This is a genomic window from Paenibacillus sp. JL3B1040, from assembly GCF_057063165.1.
In genome coordinates, this window is sequence record NZ_CM169317.1 from 3082792 (window position 1) to 3103413 (window position 20622).

The window sequence follows — 20622 nt, forward strand, 5'->3', positions numbered from 1 at the left end:
CATGAAATCCAAGAAGACTTCCCTATCCTTCCTGCTCTATTTTATCGTGACCGCGATCCTGCTCGTCCAAATCTATCCGGTCGTCTGGCTGTTATTGTCCAGCTTTAAATCGAGCATCGAATTGACGACAAGCCCCTTTTCGTTGCCTAAAATCTGGTCGTTCGACAATTATGCCGCGGTATTTCGGGAAAGCGATCTGCTGCTGTATATCAAAAATACCGCCATCGTGACCTTCAGTTGCCTGGTGCTGATCGTTTTTCTCAGCGCAACGGCGGGTTTCGCCCTCGTCAAAATGAAGGTGAAGCTGAATTCCAAGCTGCTGCTGTTCTTTACAATCGGCATTATGATCCCGATTCAGGTCACCTTAATCCCGTTGTTCATCATGTACAAAGATTACGGGCTGCTGAACTCCTATTTGGCATTGATCCTGCCGCAAGTCGGCTTCGCCCTGCCTTTGTCGATTCTGATTTTTACCAGCTTCTACAGCTATGTGCCTAATGAATTGATCGAAGCCGCCGTGATCGACGGCTGCAATATCTATCAGGTGTTCTATAAAATCATCTCGCCGCTGACCATCAACACGACGGTTACGGTCGCTTCGATCAACTTTATTTTCATCTGGAACGACTTTATATTTTCCAACACCTTTACGAACGACAAGCAATACAAAACGATCGCTGTCGGGCTCCAGGAATTCATCGGGGCGTTTGGCGCGACGGATTGGGGCCAGACGTTTGCGGCCATCTGCATCAGCATCATCCCGATTATCATCACGTACCTGTTCCTGAATAAATATGTGATGGCCGGCGTGTCCGACGGCGCGGTCAAAGGATAAGAGACCAGCAGAGACAAGAGGAGAGATACCTATGCAATCGATGAATCAACTTTTTGGCAGAATGAAAGGAAGAAGCAGAGCGATCACAGCGGAAAATCCGCGCGGCTTGAAAGGCGAAGGCGGACAAGCGGCCGGCCCGCTAGGGGTGGCCCGGAAAGGCAAAGCCTTCATCCCGCTGGCTCAGGGCGAGACGGCCACGCTCGTCGATATCGAAGGCCCCGGCATTATTCAGCATATCTGGATGACCGTAACCGATCAGACCGAATCCGGCTGGTTCGTATTGCGCGACCTGGTGCTGCGGATGTATTGGGACGGCGAAGAATCCCCGTCCGTGGAAGTTCCGCTCGGCGATTTCTTTTGCAACGGCTTCGGCGCCAGAGCGGTCGTCAACTCCATGCCGATCGTGGTCAATCCGGTTGGCGGCATGAACAGTTACTTTCCGATGCCTTTTAGAAAGGCGGCCAAAGTAACCATTACGAATGAACATCCTCAGGAAATCGAGGCGTTTTTCTACCAATTTGATTACATGCTGGTCGATGAGCTTCCGGAGGACACGGAATATTTCCACGCCCAATTTCGCCGGGAAAATCCGACCCGGCTCAAGCAGGATTATACGATTATTGATGGAATTAAAGGAAGAGGGAAATATGTCGGCACCTATATGGCCTGGACCTCCCTGTCCCGCTATTGGTACGGCGAAGGAGAAGTGAAATTTTACCTGGACGGCGACAAGGATTGGCCGACGATTTGCGGCACGGGGGCGGAGGATTACTTCGGCGGCGCCTGGGGGTTCGTGAGACCCGACAACGGCAATCCGGTTCATGAGCAGACGTACTCCACCCCATTTATGGGTTTTCCGTATTTTGCGGTAACGGATACGACAAGAGCGCATATTTACGATGGAGCCGCTTGTCCGATGCGCGGTTTTTATCGTTGGCATATACTTGATCCCATTTTGTTTGAGGAGGATTTGCGGGTCACCGTTCAGCAGATCGGGCATGACGGCAAGGCGTTGTTCGAAAGAAGCGACGACGTGAGCTCCGTATCTTACTGGTATCAGACCGAGCCGCATCAAGCGTTTCCCGAACTGCCCGGCGTGCTGGACAGACGCCCGCGTTAATACAAAGAAACTTCGCAAAACCTAAAGAAACAGAGGTTCGAACATGACGAATAAGAGGGTTACCTTGGTTCAAGTCGCCAAAGACGCGGGCGTATCGCCCGCGACGGTCTCCCATTTTTTGAACGGCAACTTTCAGAAAATGGGCGCGGAGACAAGGGAGAAAATCCGTCTCTCGATCAAAAAGCTGGGGTATCAAGTCAACCCGGTGGCCAAAAGCCTGATTACCGGCAGAATGCATACCATCGGGCTTGTATTATCCGATAGTATTTATGACGGAGACGGGTATTTCGAAGACTTATACTTTCTCCACTTCGCCAAAGTCATCAAGCAGCAGCTAAAGGTCTTGGGGTATAAAATCATCCTGCTGGACTTTGAAGAAATCTTTATGAACGTCCAGATGGTTGACGGGATTATCGTCAAAGCAACCCTGGACACGGAAAAATTCATGCCCAAATTAATGGACCTCAACGTGCCGGTCATTACGGTGGGCCGCCATAATTTACCTTACGGCGCGCATGTGCTGCGCGTCAATGACTACCAAAGCGGCCAAACCGGAGTGAATCACTTATTATCCCGCGGCTATGATAATTTGATCATTTTGACGTATCCGCACGGGCAAGTTCCCGGATTCGACGACCGGCTGAACGGAGCGAGCGAGGCCTTGCAGCAACAGGGCAGGCTGACGACGGTGTTGACAGGCGATATGACGGAGAAATTCGGATACGATACCGTAGTGAACCTTGCCCAATCCAACCAACTGCCCCAGGCGTTGTTTTGTTTGAACGATATTTCCGCCATCGGGGCTTTAAAGGCCTGCAAGGATTTAGACCTGGCCGTCCCGGAACAACTCGCCGTATTGGGCATCGACGATATGCCGACCGTTTCCGAACTGCTGAGCTTATCGACGATTCGCCACCCTATCAACGAATTGGCCGAGGCCGCGTCCAAACTGATGATCAAATCCATTGAATCCGACGGGGAGCCGATCGCTCCGGTCGAAGAAGTGTTCCCTACGGAACTGATGGTGCGGCGCACCAGCTAATATCCGGGATCGTGTTTTGATTCTCCTGCACGCCGCTTTGTACGTTGAGCCAATCTTGAAACAAATCATTCAGAAAAATCGAGCGTGGGATTCATTGTCCCCCCGCTCGATTTTTTTGCGTTATCCTGACATCCATTCGCACTTCACAAAACCTGGCATGCCGCCATCATCTTGATTCCATGATCTTCCCGCGATTGCTCAGGCAGCTCTTCGTTAGGGGCTTGCTGAAATTTGAACCGGCAGGTCATTCAACTCTTCCTGGATTCACATGTTTTGTAATATATTCACACTGACTTCATAGTTTCTACTTCAAGGCGATTTTCGAATAAGAACTAGGAGGTTTTGAGAGTGAATAAGCGATTATCTTCTTACTGGCGTCAGGCTCTTAGTGTGCTGATCGTTCTCTCCTTCATTTGGTCGGCATGCCTGCCCCTCTCCAGCGTATCGGCCGCAGCGCCAAGGCAAGCGGAAAAGCTGGGTCGGGGACTGGTTGCGGTGAAAGTAAGCGGCGGCGTGTTCGTGAGCTGGCGGCTGCTCGGCACCGAGGAACTGTCGGTTTCATTCAACCTGTATCGAAACGGAACCAAGGTCAATTCCAGTCCGATTACGAACAGCACGAACTATTTGGATTCGGCGGGGACGACTTCCTCCAGCTATACGGTGCGGGCCGTCGTCAACGGTTCCGAGCAGCCGGCTTCCCCGGCGGCCGCGGTCTGGACGAACCCTTATCGGGACGTGCCGATTCAGATCCCCCCCGGCGGCACGACCCCGGACGGCGTGAACTACACTTACAGCGCCAATGACGCCAGCGTCGGGGACCTGGACGGTGACGGGGAATACGAAATCGTGCTGAAATGGGACCCGTCCAATGCCAAGGACAACTCGCAAAGCGGATATACGGGCAATGTCTACCTGGATGCGTACAAGTTAAACGGCACGCGCCTGTGGCGGATTAATCTCGGCAAAAATATTCGCGCCGGCGCCCACTATACGCAATTTCTCGTCTACGATTTCAACGGGGACGGCAAAGCCGAGCTCGTCTGCAAAACGGCGGACGGTACGGTGGACGGCACGGGCGTAACGATCGGCAACGCCAACGCGGACTACCGCAACTCAAGCGGGTATATTTTGTCGGGGCCCGAATTTTTAACGGTATTCTCCGGACAGACGGGCAAGGCCTTGACGACCATCGATTATGTTCCGCCCAGAGGCAACGTATCCAGTTGGGGCGACAACTACGGCAACCGCGTCGACCGTTTTCTCGCCGGCGTCGCTTATTTGGACGGCGTCCATCCGAGCATCATCATGGCCCGCGGCTACTACACGCGTACGGTCGTGGTGGCATACGACTGGAACGGCAGTTCCTTAACCCGTAGATGGACGTTTGACAGCAACAGCTCCACCAATCCGGGAACGGCCGGCCAAGGCAATCACAGCTTAAGCGTGGCCGACGTGGACGGCGACGGCAAAGACGAGATTATATACGGCGCGCTGACCATCAACGATAACGGCGCCAGATTGTACAACACCGGCCTGGGACACGGCGACGCGCTGCATGTGAGCGACTTGAATCCGAACCGCCCCGGGCTGGAGGTTTTCAAAGTCATGGAAAGCTCCAGCGCACCTTACGGGGCCGCCGTGTGGGACGCCGCCACCGGGCAGATTTTGTGGGGCGTCCGTACCGGGGCGGACACCGGACGGGGCATGGCCGCCGACATCCATCCGGGCTACCCGGGAGCGGAAGTCTGGGCCAGCAACGGGGTCGGCTTATATTCCATCACCGGTACCAAAATCAGCAATTCCACGCCTTCGATCAACTTCGGCATCTGGTGGGACGCCGACCTGTCCAGGGAATTGCTTGACGGCGTCAAGATCGACAAATGGAACTCTTCCGCTAACTCCATGTACAACTTGTTGACCGGGTCCGGCGTGGCGTCCAATAACGGCACCAAAGCGACGCCGACGCTCCAGGCCGACCTGTTCGGAGATTGGCGCGAAGAAGTGATTTGGCGCAAATCCGACAATACCGCGCTGCGGATCTACACCACCACGGATGTCACTCCGCATAAAATCTACACGTTAATGCATGATCCGGTATACCGACTAAGTATCGCTTGGCAAAACGTTGCTTATAATCAGCCGCCGCATACGGGATATTTTCTCGGCAACGGCATGGGACCGGTCGTCAAACCGAATATTTACGTCGTGCCGTAAATCCAACGACAAAGCCGGAGCACATGACGCTCCGGCTTCCTCTTGCGTTGATGCGGCAATCCCCGTTGAGTGGTATTCCAGACGGTACTCCGCGCGATGTCCAGGCCATTCCCCCGCACTTGCGCAATATCATTTACCATTTCTCCTAGGGATAAGCACCTATCCCCTCTTTGCTGCGAAATCTACCGGTCGTATTCCGGGTTCAGTTCATCGCACATCCGGGCAGCGTCAAGCCTGCATAAAGGAAGGGTAGCGCGCTCCCGCTGCGGCCCCTTTCGGCGAAATGCGTTCGATCTCCGCCAATTCCTCCGCAGAAAGCGTCACTTCCAGTGCACCGAGATTTTCCCGTACGCGGTCAAGGTGTTTCGTTCCGGGAATCGGAACGATCTGCTCGCCCTGGGCAAGCAGCCAAGCCAACGCCAGTTGAGACGGTTTGCAGCCTTTGCGTGCGGCGAACGTTTCGATCAGAGCGACAAGCTCCAGATTTTTGGCGAAATTTTCACCCTGAAAACGGGGGTAAAAACGGCGATAGTCGTTTTCCGGGAGATCGTCGAAACTGCGGATTTGCCCGGTCAGGAAGCCGCGGCCAAGCGGGCTGTACGGAACAAACCCGATGCCGAGCTCGCGCAAAACGGGCAGCACCTCGTCCTCCACTTCGCGGCTCCACAGCGAATATTCCGTTTCCACCGCAGTGAGCGGGTGTACCGCATGGGCGCGCCGAATCTGCTCGGGCGTCGCTTCCGACAGGCCGATGTAGCGTATTTTCCCGGCTTGAACTAGCTCGGCCATGGCGCCTACCGTCTCTTCGATCGGCGTATTCGGATCGATGCGGTGCTGATAATACAGGTCGATATAATCGATGCCAAGCGCCAGAAGGCTGGCGTCCACCGATTTTTTGACGTAAGCGGGGTGTCCGTGGGCTTTCATGTCCAGCGAGACGATGCCAAATTTCGTCGCAATCGCGGCTTGATCCCTGCGTCCTTTCAAAGCGCGGCCCACCAGCCGCTCGTTGCTGCCGAACTTCCCTCTCATCATATACTCGCCGTAAATGTCGGCCGTATCGAACAACGTGACGCCCAGATCCAGCGCGCCCTGAATCGTGTGTACCGATTCTTCGTTGTCCGGCATCATCATCGTGCCCAGGCCAAGGGCCGACACTTCAAGCCCGAGACTTCCGAGTTTTCTTTTCGTAATCGCATTCCCCATGATCGTCCCCTCTTTTCCGCAGTTTTGAATATGGATCGTTTCATTGCTTAAGTACGATCTTATTCTAAAACACGGCTCCGGGAGCAGCCACAGTGCGCTTATGCTAGTAATGGCAGTAACAGGCTCGCGGTTAACTAACGCTTAGCGCTAAGCTAGGAGAGCTTACCGCATAGGCGCTTCCCGGATGTGGTTATTCCGGCACCGGGGTGTAAATGCACAGATGCAGATCGGGATGATCCGTCGTAAACGCCAAGGAATTGATATCGTAAGTCAGCACTTGCTTTTCATTTTCATCGGAGGCACGAAAAAAAATCCGGGTGACCCGCTTGACTTCCACGCGATGCAACTCCCACAAAGCCGCAAATTCGGCGCTTTGCTTGGAAAGTTCGGCCACGAACCGCGCGAACCACGGATCATGGGCGTATTTGTCGTAGGAGGTGCGGAAGATCGCGACCGAATGCGCCGCCATCTCCTCCCAATTGATCAACCGGCTGCGCATCTTGGGATCGGTAAACAGCGCGGCCATCATATTGCGCTGCTCCCGGGGACGTAAGGAAAAACCGGCGATAAGCTCATCGACCGCACCGTTCCATACCAACAGTTCAGCCCGGTCGTTGCTGATAAAACAAGGAAAAGCCATCGCCTCGACGATCTCCTTCCACTGCGGATTGACTTCCGTCGTAATCGTCGTCACCGTTTCGGGCTCATTGCCATTCCACAGCTCGAGCAGATGCATAAACTCGTCGCGGCTTAGCCTAAGCGCCTTGCCGATGCTTTCGATCACATCCCGGGACACGGCAACTTCCCGCCCTTGTTCCAGCCAGGTATAATAGGTCGCGCTGACGCCCGCCAAAATCGCAACCTCCTCACGGCGCAAGCCCGGCGTCCGGCGCTGGCCGGGCGATCTTGCCAGCCCCGCTTGTTCCGGCTGCAGCCGGGCCCGGCGCGATTTTAAAAAATCGCCCATCGTTTTGGCCCGTGTGCTGTTCATGTCCACGGCCCGGGAACTTCCGTTCATTTCATTTCGATTCAGCATTGGCATCACCTCTCATAAGGAATCATCGCAGATCTTCCGCTCTACCTTAGGTCTCATCATTCATTAGATTATACCATTTCCAACCCGATACTTACTAAAAGTATGTAACTGTAATATAATAAAAACGACAATACGAATCACCATCAAACAACAGAGGTGAAGAAACCTATGGAAAAATACCGCATCGATCCTGGCAAAGGATTGGAGTTCGGCATATACACGTTGGGCGACCATTTGCCCGATCCCCATACGGGGCAGCGAATTTCGGCCCAGGAGCGAGTTCGGCAAATCATTGAATACGCCAAGCTCGCCGAACAGGCGGGCCTTGATTTTTTTAGCGTCGGGGAAAGCCATCAGGACTATTTTGCGACGCAAGCGCATACCGTGGTGCTGGCCGCGATCGCCCAGGCCACGAGCAACATCAAGCTGGGCAGCTCCTCGACGATTATCAGTACATCGGACCCGGTACGCGTGTACGAAGATTTTGCGACGATCGATTTGATTTCGAACGGCCGGGCGGAAATCGTGGCGGGCCGCGCCTCCCGGGTCGGTCTGTTCCGTTTGCTCGGTTACGATGTTCGCGATTATGAGGAATTATTCGAAGAGAAATTTAAGCTTTTGCAGCAAATCAACGAGCAGGAAATCGTCAACTGGGAAGGTGAATACCGCGCCCCGCTGCATAATGCCAAGGTCCTTCCCCGGCCGCAAAACGGCTCCATGCCGATTTGGCGGGCGGTCGGCGGAGGGCCGGCCAGCGCGATCAAAGCCGGATCCGCCGGCGTTCCGATGTTCATGGCCCATTTGGGCGGTCCGGCCTCGGCCTTTAAACCAACGGTTGACGCCTATCGGCAGGCCGCAAGCGAGGCGGGCCATAATCCGGCCGCGCTGCCTATCGCGACCGCAGGTTTTTTCTATGCTGCCGAAACCTCACAGCAAGCGCTGGAGGAACTGTATCCTTACATCAACGAAGGCATGAAAAAAACAAACGGTCAAGGTTTTTACAAGCCGCTTTTTATGCAAGGCGGAGATCCGCACCACATCATAAACGTCGGCAGCCCGCAGCAAATCATCGAAAAAATTTTATATCAGCATGAAATGTTCGGGCATCAGCGGTATATCGCCCAAATCGATTTCGGCGGCATGCCGTTTGACCGGCTGCAGCGGAATATCGAACTGATCGGCACGGAAATTTTACCGGCGATCCGAAAATATACGGCAAAATCCTAACCCTTAACCGAATATTAACCAGCAATATCATTTGCCACGGGAATCGCCTCTAACGCTGATGATAAACCCTATTATGGCAAATTCGACGTTATCGAAATTCTAACGACGCTGAGACACTCTATTACGTCACAAATCCATGTTTTCGGGAGCAAAAAAGTGATATAAGCTCGCTGGCAAGCGTTAGAATCGCAGAGCGATGATTGAAGTGCATTTAAGCTCTGTGGCAAGCGTTAGAGGCTGGAAGCAGATAGGAGCAATCAAGTAGAAGGACCTCAAATTCCTCGCCACACCGGGGAATTTGAGGTCCTTTCGCAAGTTAATGGAGGTGATCCTCAAACGTTGCATCCTCCACGACAAACAGCGCTCCGTCATACTTGTATTTCAGGCGGATCGTAACCGGGAATTCGGCCGGCGATACCTGGATCGGCACCGACGCATACAAGGTATTCCCTTCAAAGAAATAACGAACGATGCTGCCGAGACCCGGTTGGTCCAGCCATAATCCGGCGTCATCCCCGTTGTATTCGAACGTGCGCGTTTCGCCGTCCAGCGTAAATTGAAACGTTCTCTTGCCATTTTCCGCCGTCACGGTTGATGTAAGTCTGGAGCTCGCCACCAGTACCGGATCCGCCACGGACACTTCGGTTAAATCGCGTCTCAGCAGCTTCACTGTCGATTCGTAAACCCCGGTACCGTATCCGCGGGTCAAGATGACAGCCAGCACCTCCTCATCCCCGTCGCCCGTTCGCAGCAGGGAAACTTGCGGATAATAGGATTCATTGTCGACATTGTCCCAATCGTCGAACGTTTTCTCCGCACCGCCATAACGGACGCGGATCGGGTAAATCATGCTTGCATTCGGTCGCAGCGTACCCGTGATCTTTAGATCAAGTGCCGGCTCCTCCTTCAAAAGGACCTCCTTGCCCTGATTTTCTCTGGCATAGGCTTCAAGCGACATTCCGACTTCATCCGTTTCCACTTGTTCGATGTGCCCGATTTTGTGGGTATCGCTATGAACGTGCACATCAATCGTTTCCTGATACACTTGGGGGACCGAATCCCGCAGCAGCAGACGAAGCCGATAAATGGTTTTTTCCTTGTTTTTTTCCTCATCGGGTATGGTCGTGTCGATGTACACTTCATCCACCCACGGACTGGACACATCGTAGCGTTCCAGCGGCTGTTTAACCTCGGGGTTGTCCCATATGTCCGGCGTCGGGCCGCCCCAAACGCCCAGTTCCCGCTGCATCAGCGCTTTGACAAACGTCACGATCGTGCGGTCGCTACCCTGTTTCGCCGCGTTTTCGGCGGAACTCCACCAGTCGAAATCCCCCCCGGCCCTACGTTTGAAGGTTGAGCGAAACGGCCCTTCACCTTCACTGCCTGAATCTTGAACCCCTTGGACCGGAACGGGCAATGGCGTCTGCTCATCATGTTCAATCCAGATCCCGCCTCCCACCGCCAGGAGCAAGAGGGGAATGACCGTCAATGTCGCGGTAATCCATGCTTTCCGATCGCGCTTCTTTTCCGCCACCCGCAACTTGTTCTCGACACCCTCCATCATATCGCTTCTAAAACGCCGCTGCTTGAAAGGCGGTTTGGCTAAACGGCGATCCCAATCCGGTCTCCATTCATTCATGTACATCCGCTCCTTTCCATTCGGCGGCAACCTTCTTTTTGGCTCTGTGAATCCTTGATTTTACCGTGCCTGGCGGGATGCCCGTAACCGCGGCTATTTCCTCCATGGACAGTTGATAATGCACGCTCAAGACCAATGGATCGCGAAATTGGCTTGGCAGCTTTAACACCTGTCGCCACAATTCGTCCGCGACTTCCCGATCCAAGAATTCCGACTCGGCAGACGGCGATGGCCTCGGGAAAGCCGTCCCGTCCAGCTCGTCGCTCGGCGAACGCTCGCCGAACAGCACCACTTTGCGCACGAATGCCCGTTTTTGATAAGAAAGGGCGGTATTTCGCGTGATTTTCAACAGCCAGGTTTTGACGGAAGCCTCCCCTCGAAAGGAAGCCTGACTTCGGTAGGCTTTAATAAATACATCCTGCGCGACATCATCCGCCGTATGCGTATTCCGGGTGATGACGTAAGCATAATTCCAAACATCTTCCCCGTACGACTCCATAAGCCCCCGTATATTCGAAATGCTCGGCTCCGCCGGAGGCTGCAACTGCATTTCCCTCAAGTGCTTCTCCTCCCCTTCACCTAAACAGACTCTTCAAGTGCAACGAAAGTTCCCTATTCACAAAAAAAGGGCCGGGATTTCGGTCCCGCTTCAATCATCCTACAAAACTATCGAATGATGCATCTAGGATTTGACAGATTTGGTACCTTGATATAAAATGAAAGCGCATCCTAAGTTTGCCATCTTTGTCTATAAGCATCGGGAAGGATGTGGATCCCACAATTTGAGGGCGCTGCTTTCCTGATCTCTCCCTATCAGGAACAACCCCGTAATCTTCCGGTGAAGATTGCGGGGTTGTTTGTTTTTGGCAGCGGGAAAGGAGGAGGCGAAGGTTCAACCCGCGGTTGGTTTGGAGTTCAAATGAAGTCCGTGTGCAGAAACAGTATAAAAAGCTGGAAAGGTGGTTGATTTATGAAACCGTTTTTTAAAAAGTCCATGATCACACTGCTTGCTTCCACCTGTCTCTTTACAGCATGGCTCATCCCATCGATCGCCGTTCCTACGGCCAGCGCCGCTCCCGATACGTCCGTTCTTAACAAGCAGGACTTCTCTACCGATGTGATCTATCAGATCGTGACCGACCGCTTCGCGGACGGGGATCCTTCCAACAATCCGTCCGGCGCGGCCTATTCTCCAGGTTGTACGAATCTGAAGCTGTACTGCGGCGGAGATTGGCGGGGAATCATCAACAAGATCAACGAGGGTTATTTTGCCGGAATGGGTGTCAGCGCCTTGTGGATCTCTCAACCGGTAGAGAATATTTATAGCGTCATCAACTACTCCGGCGTGAACAGCACGTCCTATCACGGCTATTGGGCCCGCGATTTCAAACGGACGAATCCGGCGTTTGGCAGCATGAGCGATTTTCAGGAGCTGATCAACACGGCTCATGCCCATCACATCAAGATCATTATTGATTTCGCGCCCAACCATACCTCCCCTGCTTCCGAGACACAACCTTCCTTCGCCGAGAACGGTAGACTGTACGATAACGGCAACCTGATCACCGGCTACACGGGGGACACAAACGGAATTTTCCACCATAATCAAGGAACCGATTTTTCCTCGCTGGAGGATGGCATCTATCGAAATCTCTATGATTTGGCCGACATCAATCACCACAACAACGTGACGGATACCTACTTTAAAGATGCGATCAAGCTCTGGCTGGATATGGGGATCGACGGCATCCGGGTGGATGCGGTGAAGCATATGCCGGAGGGCTGGCAGAAGAACTGGGTAGCCTCCATTGCAGGATATAAGCCTGTGTTTACCTTCGGGGAATGGTTCCTCGGCGTCGGCGAGAATGATCCGAACAACATCCGTTTCGCCAATGAGTCCGGGATGAGTCTGCTAGACTTCCAATTCGGGCAAAAAGTTCGGCAGGTCTTCCGCGACAATACGGATACGATGTACGGCTTGAATAACATGCTGACAACAACCGCCGCCAATTACAAGCATATTCATGACCAAGTCACGTTTATTGACAACCATGATATGGACCGCTTTAAACTAGGCAACAATAACCGCCGTCTTGAGCAAGCGTTGGCCTTCACCCTGACGTCACGCGGCGTCCCGGCCATCTATTACGGTACGGAGCAATATATGGCAGGTAACGGCGATCCGGCCAACCGTGGTTTTATGAGCGGATTCTCGACCACAACCGCCGCGTATCAAGTCATCGGAAAACTGGCGCCGCTTCGCAAGTCCAATCCGGCACTAGCCTATGGAAGCACGCAGGAACGCTGGATCAATAACGATGTGTATATTTACGAGCGGAAGTTCGGCGGCAGCTCAGTACTAGTAGCGATTAACCGCAGCGCGACAAGCTCCGCCTCGATCACCGGCTTGCAAACCTCCCTCCCGGCCGGTGCTTACGCGGATGAGTTGAGCGGACTGCTTAACGGCAGCAGCATCACGGTTAGTGCCACGGGCGCCGTATCCGCCTTCAACCTGCCGGCAGGAGCAGTCGCCGTATGGCAATTTGCTTCTGACGAGTCGGCACCGGTGATCGGCAATATCGGAACGGATCTGGGGAAAGCCGGCACGACGCTGACGATCGATGGCCGAGGCTTTGGCCATGCCAAAGGGACCGTCTACTTCGGCACTACGCCAGTCACCGACAGCCAGATCTTGCAGTGGGAGGATTCCCAGATTCAAGTGAAGGTTCCGGCGATCACGCCCGGACAGTATAGCATCAAGGTCCGCAGCGCGTCCTCCGCGGACAGCAACAGCTATAGCAGCTTCAATCTGCTGACGGGAGATCAGGTGCCGGTTCGTTTCATCGTGAACAATGCCAGCACGCAATTCGGCGAGAATGTCTACCTGACGGGCAATACGGCTGAACTCGGCAACCGGGACCCGAACAAAGCGATCGGTCCGTTCTTCAATCAGATCATCACCGCCTATCCGACCTGGTATTACGATGTCAGCGTGCCGGCCGGAACAACCCTGGAATTTAAGTTTATCAAGAAGAACGGGGCGGCCGTCACCTGGGAAGGCGGCGCGAACCACAGCTTTACAACGCCAAGCAGCGGTGTCGGTACCGTTCAGGTCAACTGGCAGCCGTAAGCTCCATGGTGGAACAGTCCTAACTCCAACGGCCAGCCGGAGATCTCCTCCCCGGCTGGTCGTTCTCTCTCCCCGATAATTCATCGAAACTTTCCTTCGGTGCGTCTTCCTCCCTGCGCATAATAGCTAATCCTCTGTTGACTCCTGCAACTTAGTTAGCTAATATAAAATCATAAATTAGCTAATTCGAGGTGAAAATCATGCGAGTGACTTCAACTGACATGCAGAATAATTTCGGCAAATATTTAAAGTTTGCGGAAGCTGGCGAGGAAATCATCGTTACGCGAAACGGTAAGGACGTAGCCACATTAAACGCGATTGCCGAAGCCGGTTTATCCGTGCTAAGGGAGAAGGCAGCGAGCTATCATGGCGGGGGCGAATGGGTATCCTACCAGGAATTCCTCGAGCTGACGGAGACGTCGGAGCAACGTTACGAGCTGATCGATGGCATCGTATATAATCTCGCTTCTCCTTCCTTCAAGCACCAACTGGCCATAAATGAACTCCATGGCACTTTTTACAATTGGTTTAAAGGAAAGCCATGTACACCTCTGACTTCCCCGCTCGATATTACTCTGGAGAAGGAAGACAATAACACTTGCGTCGTACAGCCAGATCTCGTGGTGATTTGCGACAAGGATCGAATCGACGCCAACGGCAAATACAAGGGAACTCCCCAATTGGTCGTTGAAGTCTTGTCCCCCTCCACGCGGAGCAAGGACATGATCAAGAAGCTGGATTTGTACAGCGTATGCGGCGTAAAGGAATATTGGATCGTCGATCCAATGAAAGCACTCGTGATCGTATACACGCTGGAAGACGGCAATATTGCGGACATGACCGTATTCTCGAACACCGGGGATGCGCATGTGACCTCTCAGCTTTACCCGGGTTTGCAAGTATCGATCCAGGATTTAATTGCTTGATTCAGTTGAGGTGAATCGGAGAAACGATTTACGCTAGAAAAAGGCTGGCGAGTCATCGCCAGCCCTTATAGTTCAATCCAAGCTTGCCGTGTCTATGACCGGAAGCACCTCTTCCCTGCGTTTCTTCGCATAATCCGCAGTTGCCGTGAACAGCACGTCGGACGACGAATTCAGCGCGGTTTCGCATGAATCCTGGATCACGCCGATGATGAAGCCGACTCCAACGACCTGCATGGCGATATCGTTGGATATGCCGAACAGGCTGCATGCCAGAGGGATGAGGAGAAGCGAACCGCCGGCCACGCCGGATGCCCCGGCTGCGGATATCGCCGACAGCAAGCTCAGTATCAGCGCCGTCCCGAAGTCTACTTGGACACCCAGCGTATGCACGGCCGCCAGCGTCAGGACGCTAATTGTCACCGCCGCCCCTGCCATATTGATCGTCGCACCTAAAGGGATGGAAACCGAATACGTATCCTTGTCCAGCCCCAGTTTTTCGCACAAACGCATATTGACCGGAATGTTAGCAGCCGAGCTTCGCGTGAAGAATGCCGTAAGGCCGCTTTCCTTCAAACAACTAAACACGAGCGGATAAGGATTGCGACGAAGATGGACGTAGACGATGAGCGGATTCACGACCAGTGCCATAAACAGCATGCATCCGACCAGAACGAGAAGCAGCTTTCCGTAATCCAACAGGGAGGCAAGTCCGCTAACGGTAATCGATTCGAACACAAGTCCCATGATACCAAACGGTGCCAATTGGATCACCCATTTGACGATTTGCGAAACGGCGTCGGACCCATTCGTGAGCATGCTTTTCGTGGAATCGCCCGCGCTTTTCAACGCAACCCCGAGCAAGAGCGCCCAAGCCAGGATACCGATATAATTGGCATTCATCAGCGCATTTACAGGATTATCCACCACTTTGAACAGCAGCCCCTTCAGCACTTCGACGATGCCCTCGGGCGGGGTCAGACCTTCCGTCGCCGCACCGGTTAGTGACAAGCGGACCGGAAACATAAAGCTGGCTGCCACGGCGCTCAATCCGGCCAAAAATGTACTCGTGCCGTAAAGGGCAAGAATCGATTTCATGTTCGTCCGGCGCCCTTTTTGATGGTTAGCGATGGCGGACATGACCAGGAGCAACACGAGGACTGGCGCTACGGCCTTCAAAGCGGATACGAACAACGTACCGAGCAATGCGATCCCGCTGGCCTTCGGGACGATTAACGCCAAGAGAATTCCGACTGCTAAACCTGCCAAAATTCGTTTTACCAGACTAACTTGATTCCATTTGAGTAGGATTGCCTTCATGTTTCTCCCCCGTTTGTTTAAGATGTCGCCTAGAAGCATAGCGATAGTATACCACGCTTCATGGACATCTGTCCTTCAGGTGGAAACATTTGTGCATTACTTTTCACAAATGTCCTAGGAGGATGGGGATAATGCCTTCTCCAAACAGTAATCCTCCAAGCGCACCTCCGTCTTCCGTCCTAACATGGATTGAGCCAGTTGGGCACCTACGTAAGGCCCCATCGTCAATCCGGACGCCCCTAACCCGTTGGCGGCAAATAGGCCGTTCCAGCCGTTCAGCGCTCCCAGAACCGGGAGAAATCCCGGCGTAAACGGACGAAATCCGACCCGGGCTTCCAAAAAACTCCCTTCCTTCAAGCCGGGAGCCACTTCCAGCGCTTTTGCGAAAACCTCCTGCAGGCCGCCGGCCGTTACCCGGGCATCGAAGCCCGGCGGATCGTTTTCATGCGTCGCGCCGATGACGATGCGCCCGCCCTCAAACGCCAAAATGTATTGGTCGCCGGGCGGGATGATGACAGGCCAATGGGCGGTATCCGCTTCAAGAAGCGCCAAATGGACGATTTGCGCTTTTTGAAAGGTGACGCCAAACTCCAGGCTTAGCGGTTCGAACAGTTGCCGGGCCCATGCTCCGGCACAGACGGCGACGGCATCGGCGTCGAAATCTTCCTCCCCGACCCGGGCTCCGATCACGTTCGAACCTTCGCGGCGAAGCGAGGCTTCGCCTTGCAGCAGGGTTGCCCCGTGCCGAACGGCAGCCCGCAGCAGCGCTTCGCGGAGCGCTCGCCCGTCGACGCGGCCGGCCCCGCCGACATGCAGCGCGAAATAACCTTCCGCGAGCGGCGGAAATAAACGCTTCACGTCGCCGGGCTCGAGCAAAACGAGGTCGCCCATCTCCGGAGCGTCCCTTCTCCGCTCGAGCGCACGCTTCTCCAATTCGACGAGTTGATCTCGATCCTTGTGAAGGCGAAGAGCGCCGACGCGGGCATAACCGGTTTCGCGCTCCCCCTCCTCCTCCAGCTCTTTAATCAAGGCCCCGTAGTAACGCGCCCCTTCCTTGGCCAGCTTATACCAGGCTTGATTACGCCGCTGCGAAATCCATGGGCAGATGATGCCCGCCGCGGCATCGGTAGCTTGCCCCGGTTCCCGGCGGTCGATAATGATCACTTCCACTCCTTGTTTGGCCAGATGGTAGGCCGTTGATGCGCCTAAAATACCCGCACCGATCACGATATATTTTTGCATGAATCCGCATCCTTTTCTTACGATGGAATAAGTTTAAGTTGAAACCTTCTTGGCAAGCCTGCGTAACAACCTGTATCGTTTCCAATTTAAGGAGGATAAACACATGATTATGACCACTACCCCATCCATTGAAGGCTCGCCGGTTCGACAATACATCGGCATCGTCACCGGCGAAGTTATTATGGGCGCCAATGTCGTCCGCGATTTTCTGGCCTCGATTACCGATATCGTCGGGGGGCGTTCGGGCGCTTACGAGAACAAGCTTCAAGAAGCTCGGGACACCGCATTCGGCGAAATGTCCCAGCAAGCTTCCCAACTGGGAGCCAATGCCATCATTGGCGTAGACATCGATTACGAGGTGATCCGCGAAGGAATGCTCATGGTTTCCGTGAGCGGAACCGCCGTTATCGTTTAATCTTTTGCCTGATCTGTCCGGTAAACCACAAAAACCCGCATTTCGCGGGTTTTTGTGGTCATCGGGATGGCCCATCCCGGTTTAAATCGCCTTCGTCATAAAAACACTGTTGGGATCCTCTGCGTAGTCCGCAAAAGGTCCGCAATACGTAAACCCGAAGCTTTCGTACAACCTGCGAGCCGGGCCGAAAGCCTCCATCGAACCGGTCTCCAGACTAACCCGACGGTAACCGCGCCGGGCCGCCTCTTCAAGGAGAAATGCCAGCACTTGCTTGGCGATACCTTTCCCCCGGTACGGGACGGCGGTTCGCATCGATTTCACCTCGCCGTGCTGTCCATCCAGCTCCTTGAGGGCGCCGCATCCTGCGAGCACCCCGTCGATCCAGGCGCTCCAGAACGTCACGTCCGGCCTCTTCAATCCGTCCAAATTTAACGCGTGAATGCTCTCGGGCGGAGAGTTCTCGGCCATGTTCGCCAAATGCTCGCCGATAAAAGCCGCAATTTCGGACCCGCTTAAATCATCCAATTTGATGGTTAACAACCGGCTCCCTCCTAATCCCAACGTTTCATTCTCTATTTCGCATGAATATAGCCTTCCGCTTTCAGCAATTCGGCGATCAGCACCGCGCCGCCGGCCGCGCCGCGCAGCGTATTGTGCGAAAGCCCGACGAATTTATAATCGTACAGCGAATCCTCGCGCAAGCGGCCGACGGAGACTCCCATCCCCTGTTCAATATCGCGGTCGAGTTTCGTCTGCGGACGGTTTTCCTCTTCGAAATAAGTGATGAATTGCTTCGGCGCGCTTGGCAGCCCCAGCTCCTGCGGTTTGCCTTGGAATTGCCGCCAACGCTGAAGGATCTCATCCTTCGACGGTTTCTTCTTAAACGACACGAATACGGTAGCCAGGTGGCCGTCCGTCACGGGAACGCGGATACATTGCGTCGTAATGAGAGGCGCGCTCGCTTTCACGATCTGCCCGCCGTCCACCTGGCCCCAAATGCGCAGCGGTTCCTGCTCGCTCTTCTCTTCCTCACCGCCGATATAGGGAATCACGTTATCCAGCATTTCCGGCCAGTCGGTAAAGTTCTTGCCCGCTCCGGAAATCGCCTGATACGTCGAAGCGACCACCGTCGTCGGTTCAAACTCCAGCAACGCATGTAATGCCGGCACATAGCTCTGAATGGAGCAGTTTGGTTTCACGGCAATGAACCCGGTATCCGTTCCAAGGCGCTTCCGCTGCGCGGCAATGACTTCAATGTGCTGCGGGTTGACTTCCGGGATGACCATCGGAACGTCCGGCGTCCAGCGGTGCGCCGAGTTGTTGGAAATGACCGGTGTGCCGGTTTTCGCGTAAGCTTCCTCCAACGCTTGGATTTCCGCTTTCTTCATATCCACCGCGCAGAAGACGAAGTCCACGTCCGCCGTTACTTCCTCGACCTTGGCCGCATCCTGAACGACGATATTTTTAACGGCTTCCGGCATCGGCGTGGACATTTTCCAACGGCCTTGCACGGCTTCCTCGTAGGTCTTGCCCGCGGAATTCGCGCTGGCCGCGATGCCCTTTACCTCAAACCAAGGGTGCTGATCCAGCAGTTGAACGAACCGCTGGCCCACCATTCCCGTCCCACCGACGATGCCTACTTTCAATCTCTCACCCATTGTTTCATCCTGTCCTTTCTTTATATAAGTATTGTAGCGATCGCCAAAATAAAAAAATCCCACCGCCAAGACGAGTCTTCCGTCTTGGGGGCGAGATTGGTATGCCCGCGGTACCACCCCAGTTTCGTTAATATGTCGCCATATTAACCTCTTCAAGTACAGCCAGGCCCAGCCAAGCGTATACTCTAGCTCTGTAACAGGAGCTCCTGTCACACCATCCCGCTGGTTTAACGTTCCGATGTGCTGCTCGGAGGCTTTATTCGATAAAGAAACGCTTTGCTCCTTTTCAGCTTGCCGGAGCTCTCTGGGAAAGGCTTCATTTACCTACTCTTCTCGTCATCGCATTTCATGTTGCGATTATATTACCAGATAACCGGCCGAACGTAAACCAGTTAGAAAAATTTTTCTCCGAGCGGCCGTTCACGGTTGCAACCGATCCTCGGATACGGGATTGCCCTGCATATCGATGTAATGTCCATCCTGTATGACGTAAATCCATTCCGGAAGCGCTCCGTAAAAGACGTAGCCGTCCGGAGTTTCATCCGGGATAGCATATTGCGCAAACGCCGCGGCGATCTTGCCGCCTTCCTTGTGAATGAATTCACGATTGCTGCGAATCTTCCAAAAAATAGAGAAATGGCTTACTCCGCTCGGAACACCCGATACCTCTTCCGATATTCTCCCGGCGTGAGGGTCGTTTCGCGTTTGAACAGCCGAGTGAAGTAATTGGGTTCCGAGAAGCCGCACCGCTCCCCGATTTTTTTGAGCGGGAAGTCGGTATGCGCCAGCAGGCGTTTGGCCCGGTCGATTTGCAAGTGATGCCGGTATTGCAGCGGGCTCATCCCCGTGTGCTGCTTCAAGCAGCGCGCCAAATAATCGAAATGGTAATGCAGATCGCGTTCCAGTTGCCCCGCGTCGAACGGGTCTTCCAAATGATCGGCCAGATAAGCCGCTACCCGTTCGCTGAGCAGAAAGGATCTTGCCTGTGGAGCGCTCTGCCGTATTCCGTTTTGAAGCTGCAAAAGAAACTGGCCGAACCGCACCTGCAGCTCGAAGGACCGATGTGCCGTTAATGTCCGATGCAACGCGATCATCTCGTCCAGTAACGGCCGGACCGTCCGCAAATCCACGGAGTCGAATTTCGGAATGTTGACCAGCGCCGGACGCGGTTCCGTATCCTGATCGGTCCGCGCCAGCAGCGGCTGTTGCCAGTCCGGCTTGTCCGTCAGCCCGGGCGGCGAGGAAGCGGGATAGCCAAAGTGAATCCAATAGACCTCCGTCTCTTCCTCGGTTGGCCGGTAGCCGCGGTGCCGTTTCCCCGGCTCAAGGACCAGCAGCTTCCCCTCGCCGATCTCGTAGGGAATCCCTTCTTCCTCCATATATATGGCGCCTTTAGCACAAAGAATCAGGTCGTACGCATCAAACACCCGTTCGGCATGCGTCACGCCCGCCGGCCACACCGCGTAGCCGACCGTGGCCAATAACGGGACCGGCGGCACGGCAAACTCCAGCACGAGCATCCCTATCGCCTCCTACAGTTTATGTAGAAATTGTACTATATTTAGTCGCCTTCAACAGCTGTAATAAGATATTTCATCTTATAGAATAGTAGATA

17 protein-coding genes and 1 other annotated feature are annotated in these 20622 nt (G+C 54.1%); of the genes, 8 read left to right on the forward strand and 9 right to left on the reverse strand.

What is annotated here, in order from left to right; translation table 11 throughout:
- The first annotated feature begins 1 nt into the window (after position 1).
- The 4 genes from ACZF99_RS13905 to ACZF99_RS13920 all read left to right on the forward strand — a co-directional run bounded on the left by ACZF99_RS13905 (position 2) and on the right by ACZF99_RS13920 (position 5211).
- On the forward strand, positions 2 to 835 hold the full coding sequence (locus tag ACZF99_RS13905) for a carbohydrate ABC transporter permease (protein ID WP_483605662.1): 834 nt from the start codon (positions 2 to 4) through the stop codon (positions 833 to 835).
- A gap of 31 nt (positions 836 to 866) precedes the next feature.
- Positions 867 to 1955, forward strand: coding sequence for a glycoside hydrolase family 172 protein (locus ACZF99_RS13910; RefSeq protein WP_483605663.1), 1089 nt, complete (start codon positions 867 to 869; stop codon positions 1953 to 1955).
- A gap of 43 nt (positions 1956 to 1998) precedes the next feature.
- Positions 1999 to 2997, forward strand: coding sequence for a LacI family DNA-binding transcriptional regulator (locus ACZF99_RS13915; protein WP_483605664.1), 999 nt, complete (start codon positions 1999 to 2001; stop codon positions 2995 to 2997).
- 390 nt (positions 2998 to 3387) lie between these two features.
- Positions 3388 to 5211 carry a rhamnogalacturonan lyase gene (locus tag ACZF99_RS13920; protein ID WP_483612719.1) on the forward strand — a complete coding sequence of 608 codons (1824 nt, stop codon included), beginning with the start codon at positions 3388 to 3390 and terminating at the stop codon, positions 5209 to 5211.
- 228 nt (positions 5212 to 5439) lie between these two features.
- Here the strand turns inward: ACZF99_RS13920 and ACZF99_RS13925 are convergent, their stop codons facing one another.
- Both ACZF99_RS13925 and ACZF99_RS13930 read right to left on the reverse strand, forming a co-directional pair.
- A complete protein-coding gene (locus ACZF99_RS13925; protein ID WP_483612721.1) occupies positions 5440 to 6405 on the reverse strand; it encodes an aldo/keto reductase in 966 nt (321 codons plus the stop codon).
- Between the two features lie 202 nt (positions 6406 to 6607).
- Complete coding sequence (locus ACZF99_RS13930) at positions 6608 to 7453, reverse strand: helix-turn-helix transcriptional regulator (protein ID WP_483605665.1); 846 nt, start codon at positions 7451 to 7453, stop codon at positions 6608 to 6610.
- Positions 7454 to 7621: 168 nt separating this feature from the next.
- Between ACZF99_RS13930 and ACZF99_RS13935 the strand changes: the two genes are divergently transcribed.
- Complete coding sequence (locus ACZF99_RS13935; RefSeq protein ID WP_483605666.1) at positions 7622 to 8680, forward strand: LLM class flavin-dependent oxidoreductase; 1059 nt, start codon at positions 7622 to 7624, stop codon at positions 8678 to 8680.
- A gap of 316 nt (positions 8681 to 8996) precedes the next feature.
- On the opposite strand, the gene ACZF99_RS13940 is transcribed toward ACZF99_RS13935, so the two are convergent.
- The gene (locus ACZF99_RS13940) at positions 8997 to 10319 is read right to left on the reverse strand and encodes a hypothetical protein (protein WP_483605667.1); all 1323 of its coding nucleotides are present in this window, start codon (positions 10317 to 10319) and stop codon (positions 8997 to 8999) included.
- Positions 10312 to 10869, reverse strand: a complete 558-nt coding sequence (locus tag ACZF99_RS13945; RefSeq protein WP_483612723.1) for an RNA polymerase sigma factor — start codon at positions 10867 to 10869, stop codon at positions 10312 to 10314. The genes ACZF99_RS13940 and ACZF99_RS13945 overlap by 8 nt, the downstream gene beginning before the upstream one ends.
- A gap of 420 nt (positions 10870 to 11289) precedes the next feature.
- On the opposite strand from ACZF99_RS13945, the gene ACZF99_RS13950 reads away from it, so the two are divergent.
- A complete protein-coding gene (locus ACZF99_RS13950; protein WP_483605668.1) occupies positions 11290 to 13449 on the forward strand; it encodes an alpha-amylase family glycosyl hydrolase in 2160 nt (719 codons plus the stop codon).
- A 221-nt stretch (positions 13450 to 13670) separates the two neighbouring features.
- Positions 13671 to 14375, forward strand: a complete 705-nt coding sequence (locus ACZF99_RS13955) for a type II toxin-antitoxin system prevent-host-death family antitoxin (RefSeq protein WP_483605669.1) — start codon at positions 13671 to 13673, stop codon at positions 14373 to 14375.
- A gap of 72 nt (positions 14376 to 14447) precedes the next feature.
- On the opposite strand, the gene sstT is transcribed toward ACZF99_RS13955, so the two are convergent.
- Both sstT and ACZF99_RS13965 read right to left on the reverse strand, forming a co-directional pair.
- Positions 14448 to 15692 carry a serine/threonine transporter SstT gene (gene sstT, locus ACZF99_RS13960; RefSeq protein ID WP_483605670.1) on the reverse strand — a complete coding sequence of 415 codons (1245 nt, stop codon included), beginning with the start codon at positions 15690 to 15692 and terminating at the stop codon, positions 14448 to 14450.
- A gap of 114 nt (positions 15693 to 15806) precedes the next feature.
- A complete protein-coding gene (locus ACZF99_RS13965) occupies positions 15807 to 16934 on the reverse strand; it encodes an NAD(P)/FAD-dependent oxidoreductase (protein ID WP_483605671.1) in 1128 nt (375 codons plus the stop codon).
- 103 nt (positions 16935 to 17037) lie between these two features.
- Here ACZF99_RS13965 and ACZF99_RS13970 point away from each other — a divergent pair, with 103 nt between their 5' ends.
- Positions 17038 to 17349, forward strand: a complete 312-nt coding sequence (locus ACZF99_RS13970) for a YbjQ family protein (protein ID WP_483605673.1) — start codon at positions 17038 to 17040, stop codon at positions 17347 to 17349.
- An 81-nt stretch (positions 17350 to 17430) separates the two neighbouring features.
- Here ACZF99_RS13970 and ACZF99_RS13975 read toward each other — a convergent pair whose 3' ends face one another.
- From ACZF99_RS13975 to ACZF99_RS13985, 3 genes are all read right to left on the reverse strand, one after another.
- Positions 17431 to 17889, reverse strand: a complete 459-nt coding sequence (locus tag ACZF99_RS13975) for a GNAT family N-acetyltransferase (RefSeq protein ID WP_483605674.1) — start codon at positions 17887 to 17889, stop codon at positions 17431 to 17433.
- A 32-nt stretch (positions 17890 to 17921) separates the two neighbouring features.
- Complete coding sequence (asd, locus tag ACZF99_RS13980; RefSeq protein ID WP_483605675.1) at positions 17922 to 19007, reverse strand: aspartate-semialdehyde dehydrogenase; 1086 nt, start codon at positions 19005 to 19007, stop codon at positions 17922 to 17924.
- A gap of 83 nt (positions 19008 to 19090) precedes the next feature.
- Positions 19091 to 19356, reverse strand: a binding site (T-box leader).
- Between the two features lie 292 nt (positions 19357 to 19648).
- The gene (locus tag ACZF99_RS13985) at positions 19649 to 20527 is read right to left on the reverse strand and encodes an AraC family transcriptional regulator (RefSeq protein WP_483605676.1); all 879 of its coding nucleotides are present in this window, start codon (positions 20525 to 20527) and stop codon (positions 19649 to 19651) included.
- Between the last annotated feature and the right edge of the window lie 95 nt (positions 20528 to 20622).

Coding starts and splice junctions, on each gene's coding strand:
- ACZF99_RS13905 (WP_483605662.1), top strand. CDS start 2: ATGAAATCCAAGAAGACTTCCCTATCCTTCCTGCTCTATTTTATCGTG.
- ACZF99_RS13970 (WP_483605673.1), top strand. CDS start 17,038: ATGATTATGACCACTACCCCATCCATTGAAGGCTCGCCGGTTCGACAA.
- ACZF99_RS13915 (WP_483605664.1), top strand. CDS start 1,999: ATGACGAATAAGAGGGTTACCTTGGTTCAAGTCGCCAAAGACGCGGGC.
- sstT (WP_483605670.1), bottom strand. CDS start 15,692: ATGAAGGCAATCCTACTCAAATGGAATCAAGTTAGTCTGGTAAAACGA.
- ACZF99_RS13940 (WP_483605667.1), bottom strand. CDS start 10,319: ATGAATGAATGGAGACCGGATTGGGATCGCCGTTTAGCCAAACCGCCT.
- ACZF99_RS13945 (WP_483612723.1), bottom strand. CDS start 10,869: ATGCAGTTGCAGCCTCCGGCGGAGCCGAGCATTTCGAATATACGGGGG.
- ACZF99_RS13985 (WP_483605676.1), bottom strand. CDS start 20,527: ATGCTCGTGCTGGAGTTTGCCGTGCCGCCGGTCCCGTTATTGGCCACG.
- ACZF99_RS13910 (WP_483605663.1), top strand. CDS start 867: ATGCAATCGATGAATCAACTTTTTGGCAGAATGAAAGGAAGAAGCAGA.
- ACZF99_RS13950 (WP_483605668.1), top strand. CDS start 11,290: ATGAAACCGTTTTTTAAAAAGTCCATGATCACACTGCTTGCTTCCACC.
- ACZF99_RS13935 (WP_483605666.1), top strand. CDS start 7,622: ATGGAAAAATACCGCATCGATCCTGGCAAAGGATTGGAGTTCGGCATA.
- asd (WP_483605675.1), bottom strand. CDS start 19,007: ATGGGTGAGAGATTGAAAGTAGGCATCGTCGGTGGGACGGGAATGGTG.
- ACZF99_RS13965 (WP_483605671.1), bottom strand. CDS start 16,934: ATGCAAAAATATATCGTGATCGGTGCGGGTATTTTAGGCGCATCAACG.
- ACZF99_RS13930 (WP_483605665.1), bottom strand. CDS start 7,453: ATGCTGAATCGAAATGAAATGAACGGAAGTTCCCGGGCCGTGGACATG.
- ACZF99_RS13955 (WP_483605669.1), top strand. CDS start 13,671: ATGCAGAATAATTTCGGCAAATATTTAAAGTTTGCGGAAGCTGGCGAG.